Origin of the sequence: Pseudomonas putida (genome assembly GCF_025905425.1) — a bacterium.
Lineage (GTDB): Bacteria > Pseudomonadota > Gammaproteobacteria > Pseudomonadales > Pseudomonadaceae > Aquipseudomonas > Aquipseudomonas putida_AF.
Genome location: NZ_CP109603.1, coordinates 3,302,501 through 3,320,435, shown reverse-complemented (window position 1 = coordinate 3,320,435; position 17,935 = coordinate 3,302,501). Strand labels below are relative to the sequence as shown.

Sequence of the window (17,935 nt, the reverse complement as noted above, 5' to 3'; positions counted from 1 at the left end):
CTTGTGGCGTAACACTGCTGTACCGAGATGCGCTGTTTCCTGCCAGCGGGCAGGCGTATCATGGCTTTATCGTTAGGGTGCTAATTAAATTCCGGAGGGAGTGATGAATAGCCGAGTCGATGTAGCCGTGATGATTGGCTCTGGTGTTCCTGCCACCTTGCAGGCGCTGGGCAAGCGTATTTGCTGGGTGGTGCTGGTCAATGGCGAGCGCCGTGGCACTGCGTTCGCCACGCGTGATGAGGCCGTGGAGTGCCAGGCGGCTTGGTTGCAGCAACTCAGGAAAGGGCTGGCCGCCTGACGGCGCACTGGCGTTGGCAAGGTAAGAAATGTTTTTTGCCTCTCGACGGATTTCGGTGTTTTCGTGCATATTCCTTCCCCAGAAATGCGCTGATGGATTTCAGAGCCCGTTCTGTCGAGCGCTCTGCAACTGCCTCTCGCATCTTTTCTGGCGGGTTTGTTGTCAGGCATTACGCTTCCCGTGTGGGTGTTTGCCGAAAACCTGTATTGAAGCCAGATCTGGCAAGCCAGAGTAAAGAATCCTGCATGCTGCATCGCCAGCCTGCACAGACATCAGCGCATCGCTTTAATATTCTTTTCGCCTATCGATACGTAATGGCCGTGCCTCACCGAGCGTGTGTGGGGGCGGGATGTAACCGGTTGAGGATCACTTCATTGGCAGTCAGCACACTTGATACCCACGCCCTGTTCGCCCTTGGCGATCTGCGCGGTAAATTGGCCCAGCTGTTCCAGGGCCGCTTTATCTATGTTACCGAACAGAGTCCAGAAGGCTTGTACATGGCCGAAATCGACACCGAGAGCGCATTGGTGGTCGATGACAAACAACGTTTGGAACTGAAGGTAGGCGATCACTTTCGCGCCGCAGTATTGCCTAGCCGCGAAGGCGGCAAGCTTGAAATGCGCTTTCGTGATATCAAGCTCAACGTCTACGGCGTAGGCGACTATGCCTTTGTTTCGGTGCCAGAAGGCGAGGGCATCGTGTTGCGCGAAGGCCATGGCGTGATGTTGGTGTTTGCCGCGCAACAGCAAGTACAGGAAGGGCTGGGCAAGCTGCTCAAGGCAGTGACCGGCAAAGTCGCGAAATGGCGCAAGGGTGAGCTGACCACGTTCAAGGCCAGTGAATGACGGACTGCAGCAAAACGCCGGTTTCGCGTGCCGAGTTCCATCAGCAGCACCAGGCGGATGCTGTAGCGCAAGCCGGGCGGCTGTTGGCTCGGCGTGAAGACTTGCAAGGGGCTTGGCTGACCTGGGTGGCAGGTGAGCTGTATCAACTCAGCCCGCCACCGTACGCCGCCATGGTTCGGCGCGAGTTGCAGCGCCTCAGCCAAGGTTGAAGCTGCAAGCGGTCAGTGGCCGCGATCTCCGCCGCTGCTGACTTCGTCGGGAACCGCCTCTTTTGACATCCGCTTGCGAAACAGCGCAGCCCTGGCCAGCAACAGCGTGGTGACCGGTACCGTGATCGACAGCAGAATCGGGATCAGCCAGGCGTGCAGGATGGGGGCGTCCTTGAGCCACGAAAAGTAAATGATCGAGGCCAGGGCAACACACCATGCGCCAATGGTCGAAGCCAGCGCGGGTGGGTGCATGCGCTGGAAGTAGTCTTTCAGGCGCAGCAGGCCCACGGCACCTATCAAGGCGAACAGGCTGCCGATCAGCAGCAGCGCGGCGGTGACCAGCTCCAGCCAGAAGGGCAGTTCTAGCGTTTCGGTCATTCGATCACCTCACCACGTAGCAGGAACTTGGCCAAGGCGAACGAGCCGACAAAGCCGAACAACGCAATCAGCAGCGCACCTTCGAAGTATGTGTCGCTGGCATAGCGAATCCCCAGCACCAGCATCGTCAGCATGGCCAGGATGTACAGGTAGTCCAGCGCCAGGACCCGGTCCTGGGCGGATGGGCCGCGGAACAGCCGGATCAGCGCCAGGGCCATTGCCAGGGCGAAGATGAACAGGCTGGCGAGTACAGCGTTGGCGAGCAGGCCTGTCATTGGAAAATCTCCATCAGCGGGCGTTCATAGGTGTCCTTGAAGTGCTCGATGAAGGCGGCTTCATCCTCGAGGTCGAACACATGCAGCAGCAGCACGCTGCGGTCCAGGGCCAGTTCCGACCAGACCGTACCCGGTACAACGGTAGTGATCATCGACAGCGCGGCCAAACCATGGGCATCGCGCAGCGTCAGCGGAATGTGCACGAACGCCGAGCGCGGCGGCTGCTTGCCGGCACGCAGAACGCCACGGGCTACCAGCAGGTTGGACACGATCACATCGAGACCTACCCGGGCAATGAGCTTGGCAACCACCCAGGGGCGCCGCACATGGGCGTGCTGGGGGCGCAGCGGTGCCATCAGCAGTGGCGCAAAGATGCCGAGGATGGCACCGAGCAGCAGGTTGCCGGGGCTGACCGAGAGGTTCAACAGCAACCACAGGCCGAACAGCGAGACCGACAGCAGTGGGGCGGGAAACAGACGGTTCATGGCAGCGCCTCCACCGCGAGGGAGGTCGGGCCAGGGATCGGCCGGGCGGCCATCACCGCCTTGATGTAGGTGTCGGGCACCTGCAGGCTGGCGGCCGTGTCCTGGGTGTAGCGCAGCAACGGCTCGGCCTTGAGGCTGAGCATAATGCACAGGCCAAGCAGGATGACGATCGGCAGGCACTCATAGCGACGCAGTAGCGGCGAGGGGCGCTCTTCGGGCTTCCAGAAACGCTGGATGCCCACGCGGCCGAACGCGATCAGCGACGCCATACCGGACAGGATAAGCAGTGCCACCAGGCCCCAGCCTGCAGCTGTCAGCGGTTGCTCTGGCGCTATACCCAGCCCCAGCGGGTTGAGCAGCGCACTGATCAGGTTGAGTTTGCCGACAAAGCCCGAAAGCGGCGGCATGCCAATGATCAGCAACGCACAGGCGATGAAGCTCAGGCCAAGGAAGGCCATGGTCCATGGGATGATCTGGCCGATCACGGCCTTTTGCTCGTCATCGAGGTTGATGCCTTTGGGCGGGTGCAGTGACTCCAGCGGCGAAGGCATGGCATCTTCTTCATCGTCCAGCGGCGCTTCGTTGGCCGAGCGCGAGCGCTCGATCAGCTCGGCGAGCAGGAACAGGGCACACAACGCCAGCGTCGAGTTGACCAGGTAGAACAATGCCGCGCCGGTCAGCGCTGGCTGGGCAAAACCGACGGCCGCGAGCAGGGTGCCGGCGGAAACCAGAATGCTCAGGGCAGCCATGCGCTCCAGACGCTGCGCGGCCAGTATCGACACCGCTGCCACGGCCAGTGTGACCAGGCCGCCGTAAACCAGCCACTCGCCACCGAAGTGTGCCGAGGCGCCGGCTTGCCCGGAGAACAGCAGCGTCCACAGGCGCAGTACGGCATACAGGCCGACCTTGGTCATGATGGCAAAAAGCGCGGCAACCGGTGCACTGGCCGACGCGTAGGCCGGCACCAGCCAGAAGTTGAGCGGCCATATACCGGCCTTGGCCAGAAACGCCATGGCCAGTATCGCGGCGCCCGCATGCAGCAAGCCACGGTCGGCCTCCGGCACCAGCGGGATCTTCAGCGCAAGGTCGGCCATGTTCAAGGTGCCCGTCACGCCATAGAGCATCGCCGCGCCCACCAGGAACAACGACGAAGCGAACAGGTTGATGGCAATGTAGTGCAGGCCTGCCTTGACCCTTGCCCGGCCCGAGCCATGCAGCAGCAAGCCATAGGACGCTGCCAGCAGTACCTCGAAGAACACGAACAGGTTGAACAGGTCGGCAGTCAGGAATGCACCGTACAGGCCCATCAACTGGATTTGGAACAGCGCGTGGAAGCTGGCGCCGGCGCTGTCCCAGCGGGCCCGGGCAAACAGCAGGGCACTGAAGCCGATGATGCCGGTCAGGGTCAGCAGTAACGCAGACAGGTGGTCTACCACCAGCACGATGCCGAACGGTGCAGGCCAGTTACCCGGCAAATAGACGCCGATAGATTCGGCCTGGCCCTGGGTGCGGACCCACAGCAGCAGGCTGACCGCGATGGCCAGGCCGGCAAAGGTGGACAGCAGGTTCAGCTGCGCCTTGATCCGCCGGTGTTTCTCGCCCAGCAACAGCATGATTGCCGCCGTGATGAGTGGCAGCAGGATGGGGGCGACGATCAGTTGACTCATACCACTCATTCGTCACGCTCCCGGCCATCCACGTGGTCGGTACCGGTCAGCCCCCGTGAGGCCAGCAGCACCACCAGGAACAGTGCGGTCATGGCGAAACTGATGACGATGGCGGTCAGTACCAGGGCCTGGGGCAGCGGGTCGGTGTAGTGCAGCAGGTCCTGGGTCACGCCGTCCTTGATGATGGGCTCCTTGCCGATGAACAGGCTGCCCATGCTGAAGATGAACAGGTTGACCCCATAGGACAGCAGGCACAGGCCCATGATCACCTGGTAGGTCCGTGGGCGCAGGATCAACCAGACCCCGGAGGCGGCCAGTACACCGATGGCGACTGCAATGACTTCTTCCATCAGGCGGCTCCTGCTTGGCTGGATTTCGCCGGGTTGCCCGGGCGGTAGGCGCGCACCGACTGGTGCGCCAGGGCGGTGAGGATCAGCAGGGTCGAACCGACCACCACGGTGTACACGCCGATATCGAAGAACAGCGCGCTGGCCACGTGCACATCCCCAAGCACGGGCACGTGCAGGTGCGCTGTGTGCGTGGTCAGGAAGGGGTAACCCAGCAGCATGGCGCCTACCCCGGTCAGGGTCGCGCACAGCAGGCCGGTGCCCATCCAGCGCAGCGGCCGCAGGCTCATTTGTGCTTCGACCCATTGGGTGCCGGCCACCATGTACTGCAGGATGAACGCCACCGACATCACCAGGCCGGCGACAAAGCCGCCGCCAGGCTGGTTGTGGCCGCGCATGAACAGGTACATCGATACCAGCAGGGCGATCGGCAGCAACAGCCGCACCAGCACCGCGGGCACCATCATGAAGCCCAGGGCAGTGTCTGTGGCATGGCGCGGGTTGATCAGGTCAGTGACCACGTCGGGCGCCAGCTGGCGCTGCTGGGCGGGCAGTTGCATGCTCTCCTTGGGCGGGCGGAAGCGTCGCAGCAGGGCGAATACGGTCAGGGCCACGGCGACCAGCACGGTGATTTCACCGAGGGTGTCGAAGCCACGGAAGTCGACCAGCATCACATTGACCACATTGGTGCCCCCCCCCTGAGGCAGAGCGCGGCTCAGGTAGAACGAGGAAATGACGTTGGGGGTCGGCCGGGTGAGCATGGCGTAGGACAGCACGGCCATGCCACCGCCCACCAGAACTGCCAGCAACAGGTCGCGCAGGCGGCGCATGCGGGCGCGCTCCAGGCTACCCGGCAGCGGTGATACACCTTCGATACGGCGTGGCAGCCAGCGCAGGCCGAGGAGGATCAGCACGGTGGTGACCACCTCCACGACCAGTTGGGTCAGCGCCAGGTCGGGCGCCGAGAACCAGACGAAGGTGATGCAGGTCATCAGGCCGCAGACGCTGACCATGATCAAGGCAGCCAGGCGGTGGTACTTGGCTTGGTAGGCGGCGCCGATGGCGCAGGCGATCGCGATCAGCCAGAGTGCGACGAACACGCCGGAGCCTGGGATTTTCGGGCGTTCTCCCCAGGTCAGGCCGCTGTACAGCATGGGGGTGAGGCCAGCCAGGAAGGCCGCCAGCACCAGCATGAACAGTTGCGATTGCAGACGGCGCGTGGTCAGCCAGCCTTCGGTGCGCCGGGCCAGCAACATCAGGCGAACCAGGCCATGCTCGAACAGGCGCTTGCCGTTGAACCGCTCGATCAGCGGCGGGTAGGGGAAGCGGCCCATGCGCAGTTGCTTGCGCAGCAGCAGGTACAGCACGATCCCGCCGCTCATGGCCACCAGGCTCATGATCAGCGGCGCGTTCCAGCCGTGCCAGATGGCCAGGCTGTATTCCGGGAGCGTACCGCCTACCACCGGCAAGGCCGCAGCGGCCAGCAACGGGCCGACCGACTGGGCGGGGAAGATGCCGACCACCAGGCAGGTGAGCACCAGCAGTTCGACCGGTGCGCGCATCCAGCGGGGTGGTTCGTGAGGTGTGTGGGGCAGGTCTTGGGCGGTTGGCCCGAAGAAGACATCGACGGTGAAGCGCAGGGCGTAGGCCACGCTGAAGGTACCGGCCAGCGTGGCGATCACCGGGAGGGCGGCTTCGACCCAGGCCGTAGAGCTGATGAACACTGTTTCGGCGAAGAACATCTCCTTGGACAGGAAACCGTTCATCAATGGCACGCCCGCCATCGAGGCACTGGCCACCATGGCCAGGGTGGCGGTGTAGGGCACCAGGCGGATCAGGCCGCTAAGCCGGCGGATATCGCGCGTACCGCTTTCGTGGTCGATGATGCCGGCGGCCATGAACAGCGAGGCCTTGAAGGTGGCATGGTTGAGGATGTGGAACACGGCGGCCACAGCCGCCAGCGGGCTGTTCAGGCCCAGCAGCAAGGTGATCAGGCCCAGGTGGCTGATGGTGGAGTAGGCCAGCAGGCCTTTGAGGTCGTTCTGGAACATCGCGGCAAAAGCGCCGAGCAGCAGCGTGATAGCGCCAGCGCCCCCGACGATCCAGAACCACTCCTCACTGCCAGACAGCACCGGCCAAAGCCGCGCCAGCAGGAACACCCCCGCCTTGACCATGGTTGCCGAGTGCAGGTAGGCGGACACCGGGGTCGGCGCCGCCATCGCGTGGGGCAGCCAGAACTGGAAGGGAAACTGCGCACTCTTGCTCAGGGCGCCCACCAGGATCAGGGGCAACAGCACCGGATACAGCGCGTGCTGGCGAACAAGGTCGCCAGCGGCCAGGACCTTGTCCAGGTCGTAGCTGCCGACCACGTGGCCCAGCAGCAGGGCACCGACCAGCAGGCACAGGCCACCGGCACCGGTGACCATCAGCGCCATGTAAGCGCCGCGACGGGCGTCGGCGCGGTGGTGCCAGTAACCGATCAGCAGGAAGGAGAACACGCTGGTCAGCTCCCAGAAGAACACCAGCTGGATCAGGTTGCCAGAGATCACCAGGCCCAGCATGGCGCCCATGAACGCCAGGAAAAAGGCGAAGAAGCGCGGCACCGGGTCCTGGGGCGACATGTAGTAGCGCGCATACAGCGACACCAGTGTGCCGATGCCCAGTACCAGCAGCGAGAACAGCCAGGCGAAGCCGTCCATGCGTAATACGAGGTTCAACCCCAGGCTGGGCAGCCATAGGAATTCCTCGCGAATCACGCCACCGTGGGCGACTTGGGGGTACAGGAGTGCTACCTGGACCGTACCGACCAGGGCGACAAGCCCGGCGAGTATGGACTCGGCGTTTCGTGCGTTGTGCGGCAGCACGGCTGCCAGGCAACTGCCCACGAACGGCAGAAGCAATAGCACTATCAAGGACATAGCGTTCTATTCTGGAGAGGTTTGCCAAGGATCATACGTGCCGAGCAGTTGATCACCAACACGCAAGCTGTCGCAGAATCGTACAAATACGGTGTGACAAGGTATTTTTTTATAACAGTTTTTTACAAAGCATAGCTGCAGTTGGCCGCTTTACAGCCCGGCCTGCTGCTCGCGTTCGTCCAGCGCTTCGTGTGCTTCGGCGTTTTCGCGCAGGCGGCGCACCTTCAGTTCGCTGACCACCACGGCGATGACGATCAGCAGCCCGCCGATCAGCGCGACGCCAGGCAGGCGCTCGCCGGCGAGGCGCCCGACGATCCCGGCCCACACAGGCTCACCGGCGTAGATCAGGGTGGCACGGGTGGGTGAAACCGACTTCTGTGCCCAGTTCATTGCCACCTGGATCACTGCGCTCATGGCGCCAAGCCCCAGGGCGCTAGCCAGCAGCAGCCAGGAAAAATCGGGAATGCGTTCCTGGGTTGGTACGATCATCAGGAATGACAGCAACGAGGCGGTCGCCAGCTGCACCACGGTTACGCGGCGAACGTCGACCTGTCCGGCATAACGGCTGATCAGGATGATTTCGCCAGCGATGGCGATGGCGCAGACCAAGGTCACCAGCTCGCCTTCGCTGAAGTGCAAGGTGCCACCCTCTGGCCCTGCCAGCAGCATCAGGCCAAGGAATGCCAGGCAGATGCCAATGCTCGGCATCAGGCCGGGGCGTCGGCCGAGCACCAGCCATTGCAGCACCGGTACGAAGGGCACATACAAGGCGGTGATGAACGCTGACTGGCTGCTGCTGATGGTCTGCAGGCCCATGGTTTGCAACCCGTAGCCCAGCATGATCGATACGCCGATCAGCACACCGGCCTTGAGCTCGGTGAGTGTCAGCCCAGGCAGCGCACGCGCCGAGACCACCCCCACGAACAACGCCGCCGCAGCGAAGCGCAGGCCGACGAAGAACATCGGGCCGCTTACCGTCATCACGTTATGCACCAGCAAAAAGGTGCCGCCCCACAGCATGGTAATGAAGACCAGTACCAGTTCGGCCTTGCTCAGGCGAAAGGAAACGGCGGTGCTTGGCTTGCTGATGGGTTGGCTCATGGTCTTGCACACTCGGAAGGGGCGGCGCACAATCTGCGCAAAGTGGGCAGTATACTGCGCAGCCACGACCAGCGAGCAATAGAGTGCACAAAAATTCCACACACCGAGCATCGGTGTTGCAGCATGTCAGCCTTAATGTGCGCAGCCTGCGTCACGCTGCGGGTATGAGCCAGTCAGCCTTGGCCGAGCGCTCTGGTGTCAGCCGGCGGATGCTGGTGGCGATTGAGGCGGGTGAGAAGAATGTCAGCCTCACCACCCTCGACCTGATTGCAGAAGCCTTGGGCGTGGCATTCAGTACCTTGATCCAGGCACCCGAGCAACGCGACCCGAGCCGCATCGATGAGCTGGCCTGGGCCGGTGAACATCCGCAAAGCCGGGCGGTGCTGCTGGGGAGCAGCACCGCCCGGCGTGAGGTCGAGCTTTGGGAATGGACCTTGGCACCGGGCGAGTGTTATGTCAGCGAGGCCGATGCCGATGGCTGGAGCGAGCAGATCTACGTCGCCGAAGGCCAGCTCACGCTGGTTATCGAAGAGGCCGAGCATCGCCTGCAGGTCGGCCAGTTCCATGTGTTTCCGAGCAACTGCCGCTATGCCTATCGCAACGATGGCGCCGTGGCTGTGCGCTTTGTTCGCAACGTGGTGATCTGATCGCCTGCCAGGGGCTGCTTCAATCAGCCGCCCAGCAGCTCATCGGTCTTGACCACCTTGGCATAGGCAAACGCCAGGGCGGCCATCGCCGAGTCGTGCACATGGGCCGCTGGCACCTGTTTGCCAGCGAATTCCAGGGGCAAGGTCGCGCAGGCATCGTGAGCCACGGTCACCTCGTAGCCATAATCGGCGGCGGCGCGGGTGGCCGCGTCGATGCACATGTGGCTCATGCTGCCGACGATGGTCAGGGCTTGAACGCCCTGCTGGTCCAGCGTCTGCTTGAGGTCGGTGCCGAGAAACGCATTGACCTTGTGCTTGAGCACCACCGGCTCGCCAGCCCGGGGTTCGACCTTGGCATGGATGGCCGCGCCGGCTGAGTTCGGTGCGAAGAACGGCGCATCGGCGCTTTCGAATTCATGCCGTACATGCACCACCAGATCGCCTCGTTCGCGGGCGGCTGCCAATAGCCGGGCGGCGTTGTCGGCTGCCTGGTCTGCGCCGTCGAGGGCCCATTTGCCGCCTGGGAAATAGTCATTCTGGATGTCGATGATGATCAGCGCTTGCTTGCTCATGTTGCCTCCTGCGGCAGTAGTCGTTGGCTGACGATAGTTATAGGCTGTGTGCATCGACCTGAGGATTGGCACGACCGACACAATGAGGGCAAAAACTGACAACCCTTCCAGCCTGGACATCGGCCTGCTGCTCTACCCTGGGGCGCAGCGTGCGGCCGTGCATGGCCTGGCCGACCTGTTCACGGTGGCCAACCGGGTTGCCGCCGAGCTGGGCGCTGTCGAGTTGCCGCAGATTCGCGTCAGCCACTGGCAGCTCGATGATGCCGGGTTGCTGCAGCGGGTTGAGGATAGCCAAGCCGATGTCGCCCCTGAGTTGCGTGTGCTGATCATTCCGCCGAGCCTGGAGGCGGCGCCGCACGCGGAACTGCTCGCGCGCCATCGCGCGTCGTTAAGCCAGTTACATGGGCGCGGCACGGTGCTGGCGTCGGTGTGCATCGGCGTGTTTTTCATCGCGGCCAGCGGGCTGCTCGACGGGCGCCCGGCCTGTACCCACTGGAACTACGTACAAGCACTTGCGCAGCGCTTCCCCAAGGTGCGGGTGGAGACCAACCAACCGCTACTGGACGACGGTGACATCATGACCTCAGCCGGGTTGATGGCCTGGACCGACTTGGGGTTACGCCTGCTTGAGCGGTTTCTGGGGGCGACAGTGGCCTGCGAGACCGCTCGTTACCTGGCGGTCGAGCCGGTCATAGCGCCGTTGCCTGGGGCGTTGTTCCACCCCCGCCTCGACCATGGCGACGAGGCGGTGCTCAAGGTGCAGCACTGGTTGCAGGGCAGCGGTGGGCAGGACGCGGACCTGGCAGCCATGGCTTCGTGTGCAGGTCTGGAAGAGCGGACCTTTCTGCGGCGCTTTCGCGCTGCCACCGGTTTGCGGCCGACTGAGTATTGCCAGCAAGTCAGGGTAGGGCGCGCCTGTCGGTTGCTGGAATTTACCCGGCGCAGTGTCGAGCAGATTGCCTGGGGTGTCGGCTATCAGGACCCGGGAGCGTTTCGAAAGGTGTTTCAGCGCATCACCGGTATGACCCCCAGTGACTACCGACGCCGCTTCGCGGTTTCAGCTTAGGCCAAGGCTGGGTGTGTCGGGTGGCGGAAAAACCACTTGACCTTGACTTAACTTGAGGTCTTACCCTGCTCACCATCACGCAGATAGCGTCCAGAGCAAGGAGACTGTTCATGAGGGCAATGCCTCATTCTCTGTGGTTTACCCAGATGATCGAGTATGAAGTGCCGGCCATGCGCCAAGTGGCGTTGGCCCAGGCGCTGGTGGCGCGCAGCGAGCAATTGGCAGCGCGCTGTGAAGGCTTGCAGGGCGTGAGTATCCAGGCCAGCGACGATGGCAGCCGGGTATTGCAGTGTCTGCAATGGCAATCGCGCCAGGCATGGGTGGCGGCGGCGGCGAGCTTCGTCGAGGAACCCTTCCTCGACCTGCTGTGCCAGCACCAGGCACGTGGCGTCAACTTTGCTGCCTACCAGGCACTGCGCAGCCTCGTGCGCGGTGCCGATGGCGGCTTGCACTGCCAGGTCGGCGAGCCTCAGGCATACCAGGGCGCGTAGTGCGGGTAGCGGTCCAGGCGTGCACCGACGACCATCTCGCTGATCCAGGCGGCGAGGATTGAACTGTAGGCTTTTTGGTTTTCTTCGCTAGACAGCGCGTGGTCGGCGCCGTCGACGATGCGGTGGGTCAGCGAGTGGGCGCTGATGAATGCCGAGCGGTAGCTCATCAGTGTGCTGTGGGGCACATAATCGTCTTGTTCGGACTCCACCAGTAACACATCGCCGCCGAATTCGGCGCAGGCGGCCAGGGCGCGGTTGTCCGCCGGGCCAAGCTGGCGCTGGCGATAGGCGTTCAGCCGCTGCCGGTCGAGGGTTTGCTTGGGCCTGTCCCACTCGTCGTCCCAATACATGGCCGGCACCCGCAGTGCCAGCCACTTCACGGGCCGCAGCCGGGTCAGCAAGGTGGCAAGGTAGCCACCGTAACTGCTGCCGATGATGGCAATGGCACTGCTGTCCACGGACGGATGGCTGGCCAGGCGGTCATAGGCTGCCAGCAAATCATTGAGGTTCTGTGCGCGCGTGACGGTAAGGCGTTGGCTCTCGGTTTTCTCGTGCCCGCGCAGGTCGAAGGTCATGCACACGCAGCCAAGCCCGGTGATATGCCGGGCACGGGCCAGATCGCGCTGCTGGCTGCCGCCCCAGCCGTGGACGAAGAGCATGCCTGGCATCTTGCTGCCAGGGCTGACCAGGGTGCCGACGATGCTGTCATTTTCGACGTGCAGCTCGATGGTCTCACTCTGAATGGTCATGTTCGCGAATCCGCGCAAATTTGCTGAATTGTCCGAGTTCACTGTCGATTCCTTGGTAGAAGAGGGTGGCGTCAGTGGGCAAGTCGGGCGTACCGAACACTTCATGGGTGGAAGCGCGAACCCGTTGCAGCGTTGGCTCATCGGTGAAGGCTTGCAGGGCAAGGAGTTCTGCACTGCTGGCGCCCCCCAGGCGCCAGGATTGCTCAAGCACGCCGCTGCGCAGGTGGCCTTGAGCGGTCGTGCCGCGAGCGATGTCATAGTTGCGCCGTGATGCCACAAAGCCCGGGAAGTGCTGCTCGGCCGCCCGTTCGTAGGCCATTGCCTGGTTGATCGCCAGGCGCAGGTGATCTTCCATCGGCAACTGCAGCAGTGCCTGGTAATCACCGCGTACCACGACCAGGTCTGAGCCGCCGTAGACTTCCGTGCCCTGGTGGTCGTGCGTCAGCTGCTGGGTGCCGTGATAGCTGCAGGTCAGGCCGGCGACCCGGACCTGACCGACGCTGAAGGTCTGTACCTCGCTCAGGTCCTCTTCGAGCACCAGCCCCCAGACGGCCAGGGCCTGGTCATCCATGTCGGCGAGCAAAGGCTCCAGCGCATCCGCCGTGTCGATGACCTGTTGTCCGCGACCGGCACAAGCCAGCACGGGCTTGACGCGCAGCGGGCCATCGCGCAGCAGCAAGCGTGCGGCGTTGCGGGCATCGGTTTTGCTGAACACGGTGTAGCCACGCAGCAGCGCATCGCTGGCCTGCAGGGCGAAGGCGTCGGTCCAGCCTGGCGGGAAGCTGGCGTCGGCCGGCAGCGGATGGGAGATCGCCTTGGTTGCCATGTAGGGGTAAGCGACCAGTCCGCCGAACAGGTCTTGCTCGGTACGAATGCCCATGGCGGCATGGCGCTGTGGGTCGACTAGCGTTTCGGTCGGTAAATAGTAGTAGCGGTCTGTAGCCGTGGCAGGCTGGGCAGGTTCTATGTGTGGGCAGCCGAGCAACTGAGCCAGGCCATCGGCGAGCTTGAGGTGAACGGCATGTTCGTGGTCAGGTGTGTGTTCGCGGGTGTCAAGCAGCACCACGCCGGTTTTCGAGTCGCAGGCAGCGGGCATGTTGGTTGGCCTGTCTGCTATGAATGTACTGTGTGTGAAGCCAGCGCTTTGTGGAAGTTCATCAGGATGTGATCGGTGGTCCTGGTTCTGCTGTAGGAAATGTCTTGATTGCAGAGGGCGTGCCGGGCATTGGCTGCGGCTAGCCGGTCGCCGCGATTGCAGGGCTCTGATGGCTGTTCCATTATCCACAGTCTGGATTAGCAGAGATGTTTTCGCAGGAGTGCGCATGAACGTTCAGACCTCGATTGAGCAAGGTGTGCCGGAGCGCCTGGCGCGCGTGCGCCAGGCAATGGCCGCAGAGGGCATCGATGCGCTGCTGGTGCCATCGGCAGACCCGCATCTTTCCGAATACCTGCCCGGCTTCTGGCAGGGGCGTCAATGGCTGTCCGGTTTCTACGGGTCGGTCGGCACCTTGGTGGTCACGGCAGGCTTTGCCGGGCTCTGGGTCGACAGCCGCTACTGGGAGCAGGCCGAGAACGAGCTGGCAGGCAGTGGCATCGAACTGATGAAGCTGCTGCCCGGCAAGCCGGGCGCGCTGGAGTGGCTGGGTGAGCACATCGAACTCAAGGGCGCTGTTGCGGTAGACGGTGCTGTCATGGCCTTGGCGTCGGCGCGACTGCTGGGGGAGCGCCTGAAGGCCCGGGAGGTGAGGCTGATTACCGACAAGGACTTGCTTGGCGAGGTTTGGGGGGAGGGCCGCCCGTCGCTGCCGAGCAACCCGGTTTATCAACACTTGCCACCGCATGCCACGCAGAACCGGGCAGACAAGCTCGCCCAGCTACGCGAAAGCTTGCAGGCCAAGGGCGCCGACTGGCACTTCATCGCCACCCTGGATGACATCGCCTGGCTGTTCAATCTGCGCGGCAGCGACGTGTCCTACAACCCGGTCTTTGTTTCCTTCGCCCTGATCAGTCAGCAGCAGGCGACGGTGTTCGTGGGGCGGGACAAGGTCGATGATCATCTGCGTCACGTGCTTGCGGTTGACGGCATCGAGGTGCGTGACTATGCCGAGATAGGCAGCGCCCTGGGTGCGGTGCCGTCAGGAGCCCGGCTGCTGGTTGACCCCGCGCGGGTTACCTGCGGCCTGCTGGAAAACCTGGGCCCTGGCGTCGAACTGGTCGAGGGGGTCAACCCCACCACCCTGAGCAAGTCGTGCAAGCGTGTGGAAGATCTTGTGCACATTCGCCGGGCCATGGAGGAGGATGGCGCCGCCTTGTGCGAGTTCTTCGCCTGGTTTGAAGCAAGCCTGGGTCGAGAGACCATCACCGAGTTGACGGTCGATGAGCAACTGAGCGCAGCGCGTGCGCGTCGTCCAGACTTCGTGTCGCTAAGCTTCTCGACCATTGCGGCCTTCAACGGCAACGGTGCGATGCCTCACTACCGCGCCACCGAGCAGTCGCATGCGACCATCGAAGGTGACGGTTTGCTGCTGATTGATTCGGGTGGGCAGTACCTGGGGGGCACCACGGACATTACCCGGATGGTGCCGGTCGGTAACCCGACGTATGCGCAGAAGCAGGATTGCACGCGCGTGCTCAAGGGCATGATTGCGCTGTCGCGCGCCACCTTCCCGCGCGGGATTCTCTCGCCACTGCTCGATGCCATTGCGCGGGCGCCGATCTGGGCGGATCAGGTGGATTATGGCCACGGTACCGGTCATGGGGTGGGCTACTTCATGAACGTGCATGAGGGGCCGCAGGTGATCGCCTATCAAGCGGCGCCCACGCCGCAGACTGCGATGCAGGCAGGCATGATCAGTTCGATCGAGCCGGGCACTTACCGGCCACGGGAGTGGGGCGTTCGTATCGAGAACCTGGTGGTTAGCCGCGAGACGGGCAAGAGTGCTTTCGGTGATTTCCTGAACTTCGAGACCTTGACCCTTTGCCCGATCGACACGCGCTGCCTGCTGCCCGAGTTGCTCGCCAAGGAGGAACTGGACTGGCTGAACGGTTACCACGCTATGGTGCGTGAGCGTCTTGCGCCTTTGCTGAAAGGCGAAGCCCTGACCTGGTTGCAGGCACGTACCGCGCCTTTGTGATTGTCAGCAAACAAAAAGGGCAGCGTTCGCGCTGCCCTTTTTCAGTTGCGTGAGGTCATCACTTGCAGATGACGATCATGCTGCGGCTGGTGTAGCCAGCCGGATTGATGCCGAACAGATAGTCGCCTGCTTCTTCATCTGTGTCGCCCGAGCGCGCAATGACCTTGTAGCCACGTGTGCTGCAGGACGTCTTGGCCTTGCTGTAGCAGTTGTCCCACGACGAGGAAAGGCCAGAGCAACTGATATGCAGGCCTTTCTTACCCCTTTTGACCTCAGTCTTGGCCGTGGCGGCACATCCAGCAATAGCCAAGATGGCCAGGATGAGCAAAATACGTTTCATTCCTGTCCTTAAATGCAGGGCGGATCAGCTGTCTGGCCCTGTCGTTATCGCTTCGGTTCGTCCTGAAGTTTCCCCAGCGTCCGTGTTCGGTCCAGTAGATAGCGTAAAGATGTTGATTCTGTGACAGCTTAATCAGCGAGGCGGGCCGCTACAATCACTATTCCCGTCTCAAATGAAAATATTTCTCATATCAGTCGGCGGCGACGGCTGGGGTGGGCGCTTGGCGCATGGACAGTGTGGTGCCCACTGACGCGACGATGATGGCCAGAATCGCCAGCCATTGGGTGGCACTCAGTACCTCGCCGAGGAACAGCAGGCCAGAGAGCGCGCCAAACGCCGGTTCGATACTCATCAGCGTACCGAAGGTGCGCGCTGGCATGCGTGTCAGGGCAACCATTTCCAGGCTGTAGGGCAGGGCGGTGGAGAGTACCGCGACAGCCAAGGCCAATGGGATCACGGCGGGGGTGAGCAATGCGCTGCCGGCGTGGATCACGCCGATAGGCGCTACGAAGAGTGCGGCGACCACTACCCCGAGTGCGGCGCTCTGGATGCCGTGCTCGGCTCCGGCGCGTTGGCCGAACAGGATGTAGAGCGCCCAGCACACGCCTGCACCCAAGGCATAGGCGGCGCCTACCGGGTCGAGCGCTTGCCCGCCATGGCCTGCCGGCAGCAACAGCAGCAAGCCGGCAATCGCCAGGGCGATCCAGACAAAGTCGATGGGGCGGCGAGAGGAGCAGATCGCCACGGCGAGAGGGCCAGTGAACTCCAGTGCCACGGCAATGCCGATAGGCACTGTCTGCAGCGACATATAGAAGAGGAAGTTCATGCCGCCGAGTGCCATGCCATAGATGACGACATTGCGCAGGGTGTTGGCGGTCATACGGACACGCCATGGGCGCAGGATCAGTAGCATGATAATGCTGGCGAAGATCAGGCGCAGCGCGGTAGTACCCTGGGCGCCGATGATGGGGAACATGCTTTTGGCCAGTGACGCACCGGACTGTATAGATGCCATGGCGATGAGCAGCAGGCCAATGGGGAAGAGGGTGGCGGCCAGGCTGCGGGGTTGGGTGTTCATTTCTGGGCGGCGATCCTTGAACGGGCAGGTGTGCACTATAGTGCGCAATTGCGGGGGTGGAGGGCAAGGTGTCACTTTCTTTAAATTAAAGGTTGACGGGGTTTCGAATCCCCTTATAATGCGCCCCACTTCCGGCGTAGTTGGAACGAAAAACTCCTTGAGTATCAAAGAGTTAATCGATTCAGGTGATGATGGAAGGGCTTCGATCGAAAGATCGTCAGCGGTTGAAATGGTGGTTGACAGCGCTTCTAAACGCTGTAGAATTCGCCTCCCGTTACGAGAGATCGCAGCGAGTTAAGTGTTTGAAGCTAAACGAGATTCTCGCGAAAAACTTCAAAATAAACGCTTGACAGGTTCTGAGGAAAGCGTAGAATGCGCGCCTCGGTTGAGACGAAAAGCTCTTAACCAAACGCTCTTTAACAAATTGAATCAAGCAATTCGTGTGGGTGCTTGTGAGTATGGACTGATAGTCACAAAGATTATCAGCATCACAAGTGACCATGCGAGAAATCACATAGTCATTTGAGATTGCTGAGCCAAGTTTAGGGTTTCTTAAAAACCCAAGCAGTATTGAACTGAAGAGTTTGATCATGGCTCAGATTGAACGCTGGCGGCAGGCCTAACACATGCAAGTCGAGCGGATGAGAAGAGCTTGCTCTTAGATTCAGCGGCGGACGGGTGAGTAATGCCTAGGAATCTGCCTGGTAGTGGGGGACAACGTTTCGAAAGGAACGCTAATACCGCATACGTCCTACGGGAGAAAGCAGGGGACCTTCGGGCCTTGCGCTATCAGATGAGCCTAGGTCGGATTAGCTAGTTGGTGGGGTAATGGCTCACCAAGGCGACGATCCGTAACTGGTCTGAGAGGATGATCAGTCACACTGGAACTGAGACACGGTCCAGACTCCTACGGGAGGCAGCAGTGGGGAATATTGGACAATGGGCGAAAGCCTGATCCAGCCATGCCGCGTGTGTGAAGAAGGTCTTCGGATTGTAAAGCACTTTAAGTTGGGAGGAAGGGCAGTAAGCGAATACCTTGCTGTTTTGACGTTACCGACAGAATAAGCACCGGCTAACTCTGTGCCAGCAGCCGCGGTAATACAGAGGGTGCAAGCGTTAATCGGAATTACTGGGCGTAAAGCGCGCGTAGGTGGTTTGTTAAGTTGAATGTGAAAGCCCCGGGCTCAACCTGGGAACTGCATCCAAAACTGGCAAGCTAGAGTACGGTAGAGGGTGGTGGAATTTCCTGTGTAGCGGTGAAATGCGTAGATATAGGAAGGAACACCAGTGGCGAAGGCGACCACCTGGACTGATACTGACACTGAGGTGCGAAAG

General features: G+C 61.9%; 19 protein-coding genes and 1 rRNA gene (1 of these 20 only partly in view). 8 read left to right on the top strand and 12 right to left on the bottom strand.

Annotated features, from left to right (window positions below):
* The first annotated feature begins 103 nt into the window (after nt 1-103).
* The 3 genes from OGV19_RS14780 (at nt 104) to OGV19_RS14770 (ending at nt 1,352) form a co-directional block, all read left to right on the top strand.
* The gene (locus tag OGV19_RS14780; protein WP_033700301.1) at nt 104-298 is read left to right on the top strand and encodes a hypothetical protein; all 195 of its coding nucleotides are present in this window, start codon (nt 104-106) and stop codon (nt 296-298) included.
* A gap of 374 nt (nt 299-672) precedes the next feature.
* A complete protein-coding gene (locus OGV19_RS14775; RefSeq protein WP_033700299.1) occupies nt 673-1,143 on the top strand; it encodes a hypothetical protein in 471 nt (156 codons plus the stop codon).
* Complete coding sequence (locus OGV19_RS14770) at nt 1,140-1,352, top strand: hypothetical protein (protein ID WP_264309454.1); 213 nt, start codon at nt 1,140-1,142, stop codon at nt 1,350-1,352. The genes OGV19_RS14775 and OGV19_RS14770 overlap by 4 nt, the downstream gene beginning before the upstream one ends.
* A gap of 12 nt (nt 1,353-1,364) precedes the next feature.
* Here the strand turns inward: OGV19_RS14770 and OGV19_RS14765 are convergent, their stop codons facing one another.
* From OGV19_RS14765 to OGV19_RS14735, 7 genes are all read right to left on the bottom strand, one after another.
* Nucleotides 1,365-1,730, bottom strand: a complete 366-nt coding sequence (locus OGV19_RS14765) for a Na+/H+ antiporter subunit G (RefSeq protein ID WP_264309453.1) — start codon at nt 1,728-1,730, stop codon at nt 1,365-1,367.
* A complete protein-coding gene (locus OGV19_RS14760; RefSeq protein WP_003259015.1) occupies nt 1,727-2,005 on the bottom strand; it encodes a K+/H+ antiporter subunit F in 279 nt (92 codons plus the stop codon). Before OGV19_RS14760 ends, OGV19_RS14765 begins: the two co-directional genes overlap by 4 nt.
* Complete coding sequence (locus tag OGV19_RS14755) at nt 2,002-2,490, bottom strand: Na+/H+ antiporter subunit E (RefSeq protein WP_264309452.1); 489 nt, start codon at nt 2,488-2,490, stop codon at nt 2,002-2,004. Before OGV19_RS14755 ends, OGV19_RS14760 begins: the two co-directional genes overlap by 4 nt.
* Nucleotides 2,487-4,166: a monovalent cation/H+ antiporter subunit D gene (locus OGV19_RS14750; protein ID WP_264309451.1), complete on the bottom strand. Its 1,680-nt coding sequence runs from the start codon at nt 4,164-4,166 to the stop codon at nt 2,487-2,489. The genes OGV19_RS14755 and OGV19_RS14750 overlap by 4 nt, the downstream gene beginning before the upstream one ends.
* Entirely contained in the window at nt 4,163-4,507 is a 345-nt protein-coding gene (locus tag OGV19_RS14745; RefSeq protein ID WP_003250128.1) for a Na+/H+ antiporter subunit C, read from the bottom strand. Before OGV19_RS14745 ends, OGV19_RS14750 begins: the two co-directional genes overlap by 4 nt.
* Complete coding sequence (locus OGV19_RS14740) at nt 4,507-7,422, bottom strand: monovalent cation/H+ antiporter subunit A (protein WP_264309450.1); 2,916 nt, start codon at nt 7,420-7,422, stop codon at nt 4,507-4,509. Before OGV19_RS14740 ends, OGV19_RS14745 begins: the two co-directional genes overlap by 1 nt.
* 150 nt (nt 7,423-7,572) lie before the next feature.
* Nucleotides 7,573-8,523, bottom strand: a complete 951-nt coding sequence (locus tag OGV19_RS14735; protein WP_264309449.1) for a DMT family transporter — start codon at nt 8,521-8,523, stop codon at nt 7,573-7,575.
* 83 nt (nt 8,524-8,606) lie between these two features.
* On the opposite strand from OGV19_RS14735, the gene OGV19_RS14730 reads away from it, so the two are divergent.
* Entirely contained in the window at nt 8,607-9,170 is a 564-nt protein-coding gene (locus OGV19_RS14730) for a type II toxin-antitoxin system RelB family anti-toxin (protein ID WP_264309448.1), read from the top strand.
* 23 nt (nt 9,171-9,193) lie between these two features.
* Here OGV19_RS14730 and OGV19_RS14725 read toward each other — a convergent pair whose 3' ends face one another.
* Nucleotides 9,194-9,742: a cysteine hydrolase family protein gene (locus tag OGV19_RS14725; protein WP_264309447.1), complete on the bottom strand. Its 549-nt coding sequence runs from the start codon at nt 9,740-9,742 to the stop codon at nt 9,194-9,196.
* An 82-nt stretch (nt 9,743-9,824) separates the two neighbouring features.
* Here OGV19_RS14725 and OGV19_RS14720 point away from each other — a divergent pair, with 82 nt between their 5' ends.
* Both OGV19_RS14720 and OGV19_RS14715 read left to right on the top strand, forming a co-directional pair.
* A complete protein-coding gene (locus OGV19_RS14720; RefSeq protein ID WP_264309446.1) occupies nt 9,825-10,808 on the top strand; it encodes a GlxA family transcriptional regulator in 984 nt (327 codons plus the stop codon).
* Between the two features lie 110 nt (nt 10,809-10,918).
* Nucleotides 10,919-11,299, top strand: coding sequence for an antibiotic biosynthesis monooxygenase (locus OGV19_RS14715; protein ID WP_264309445.1), 381 nt, complete (start codon nt 10,919-10,921; stop codon nt 11,297-11,299).
* Here OGV19_RS14715 and OGV19_RS14710 read toward each other — a convergent pair.
* Entirely contained in the window at nt 11,278-12,048 is a 771-nt protein-coding gene (locus OGV19_RS14710; RefSeq protein ID WP_264309444.1) for an alpha/beta hydrolase family protein, read from the bottom strand. The two genes, OGV19_RS14715 and OGV19_RS14710, sit on opposite strands and share 22 nt — an antisense overlap.
* Nucleotides 12,032-13,144: a DUF3182 family protein gene (locus OGV19_RS14705; protein ID WP_264309443.1), complete on the bottom strand. Its 1,113-nt coding sequence runs from the start codon at nt 13,142-13,144 to the stop codon at nt 12,032-12,034. The genes OGV19_RS14710 and OGV19_RS14705 overlap by 17 nt, the downstream gene beginning before the upstream one ends.
* A 226-nt stretch (nt 13,145-13,370) precedes the next feature.
* Between OGV19_RS14705 and OGV19_RS14700 the strand changes: the two genes are divergently transcribed.
* The gene (locus tag OGV19_RS14700; RefSeq protein ID WP_264309442.1) at nt 13,371-15,182 is read left to right on the top strand and encodes an aminopeptidase P family protein; all 1,812 of its coding nucleotides are present in this window, start codon (nt 13,371-13,373) and stop codon (nt 15,180-15,182) included.
* Nucleotides 15,183-15,240: 58 nt separating this feature from the next.
* On the opposite strand, the gene OGV19_RS14695 is transcribed toward OGV19_RS14700, so the two are convergent.
* Nucleotides 15,241-15,522, bottom strand: coding sequence for a hypothetical protein (locus tag OGV19_RS14695; RefSeq protein WP_264309441.1), 282 nt, complete (start codon nt 15,520-15,522; stop codon nt 15,241-15,243).
* Nucleotides 15,523-15,712: 190 nt separating this feature from the next.
* Complete coding sequence (gene rhtA / locus OGV19_RS14690; RefSeq protein WP_264309440.1) at nt 15,713-16,600, bottom strand: threonine/homoserine exporter RhtA; 888 nt, start codon at nt 16,598-16,600, stop codon at nt 15,713-15,715.
* A 572-nt stretch (nt 16,601-17,172) separates the two neighbouring features.
* On the opposite strand from rhtA, the gene OGV19_RS14685 reads away from it, so the two are divergent.
* A 16S ribosomal RNA gene (locus OGV19_RS14685) occupies nt 17,173-17,935 on the top strand; it runs 774 nt beyond the window's last position.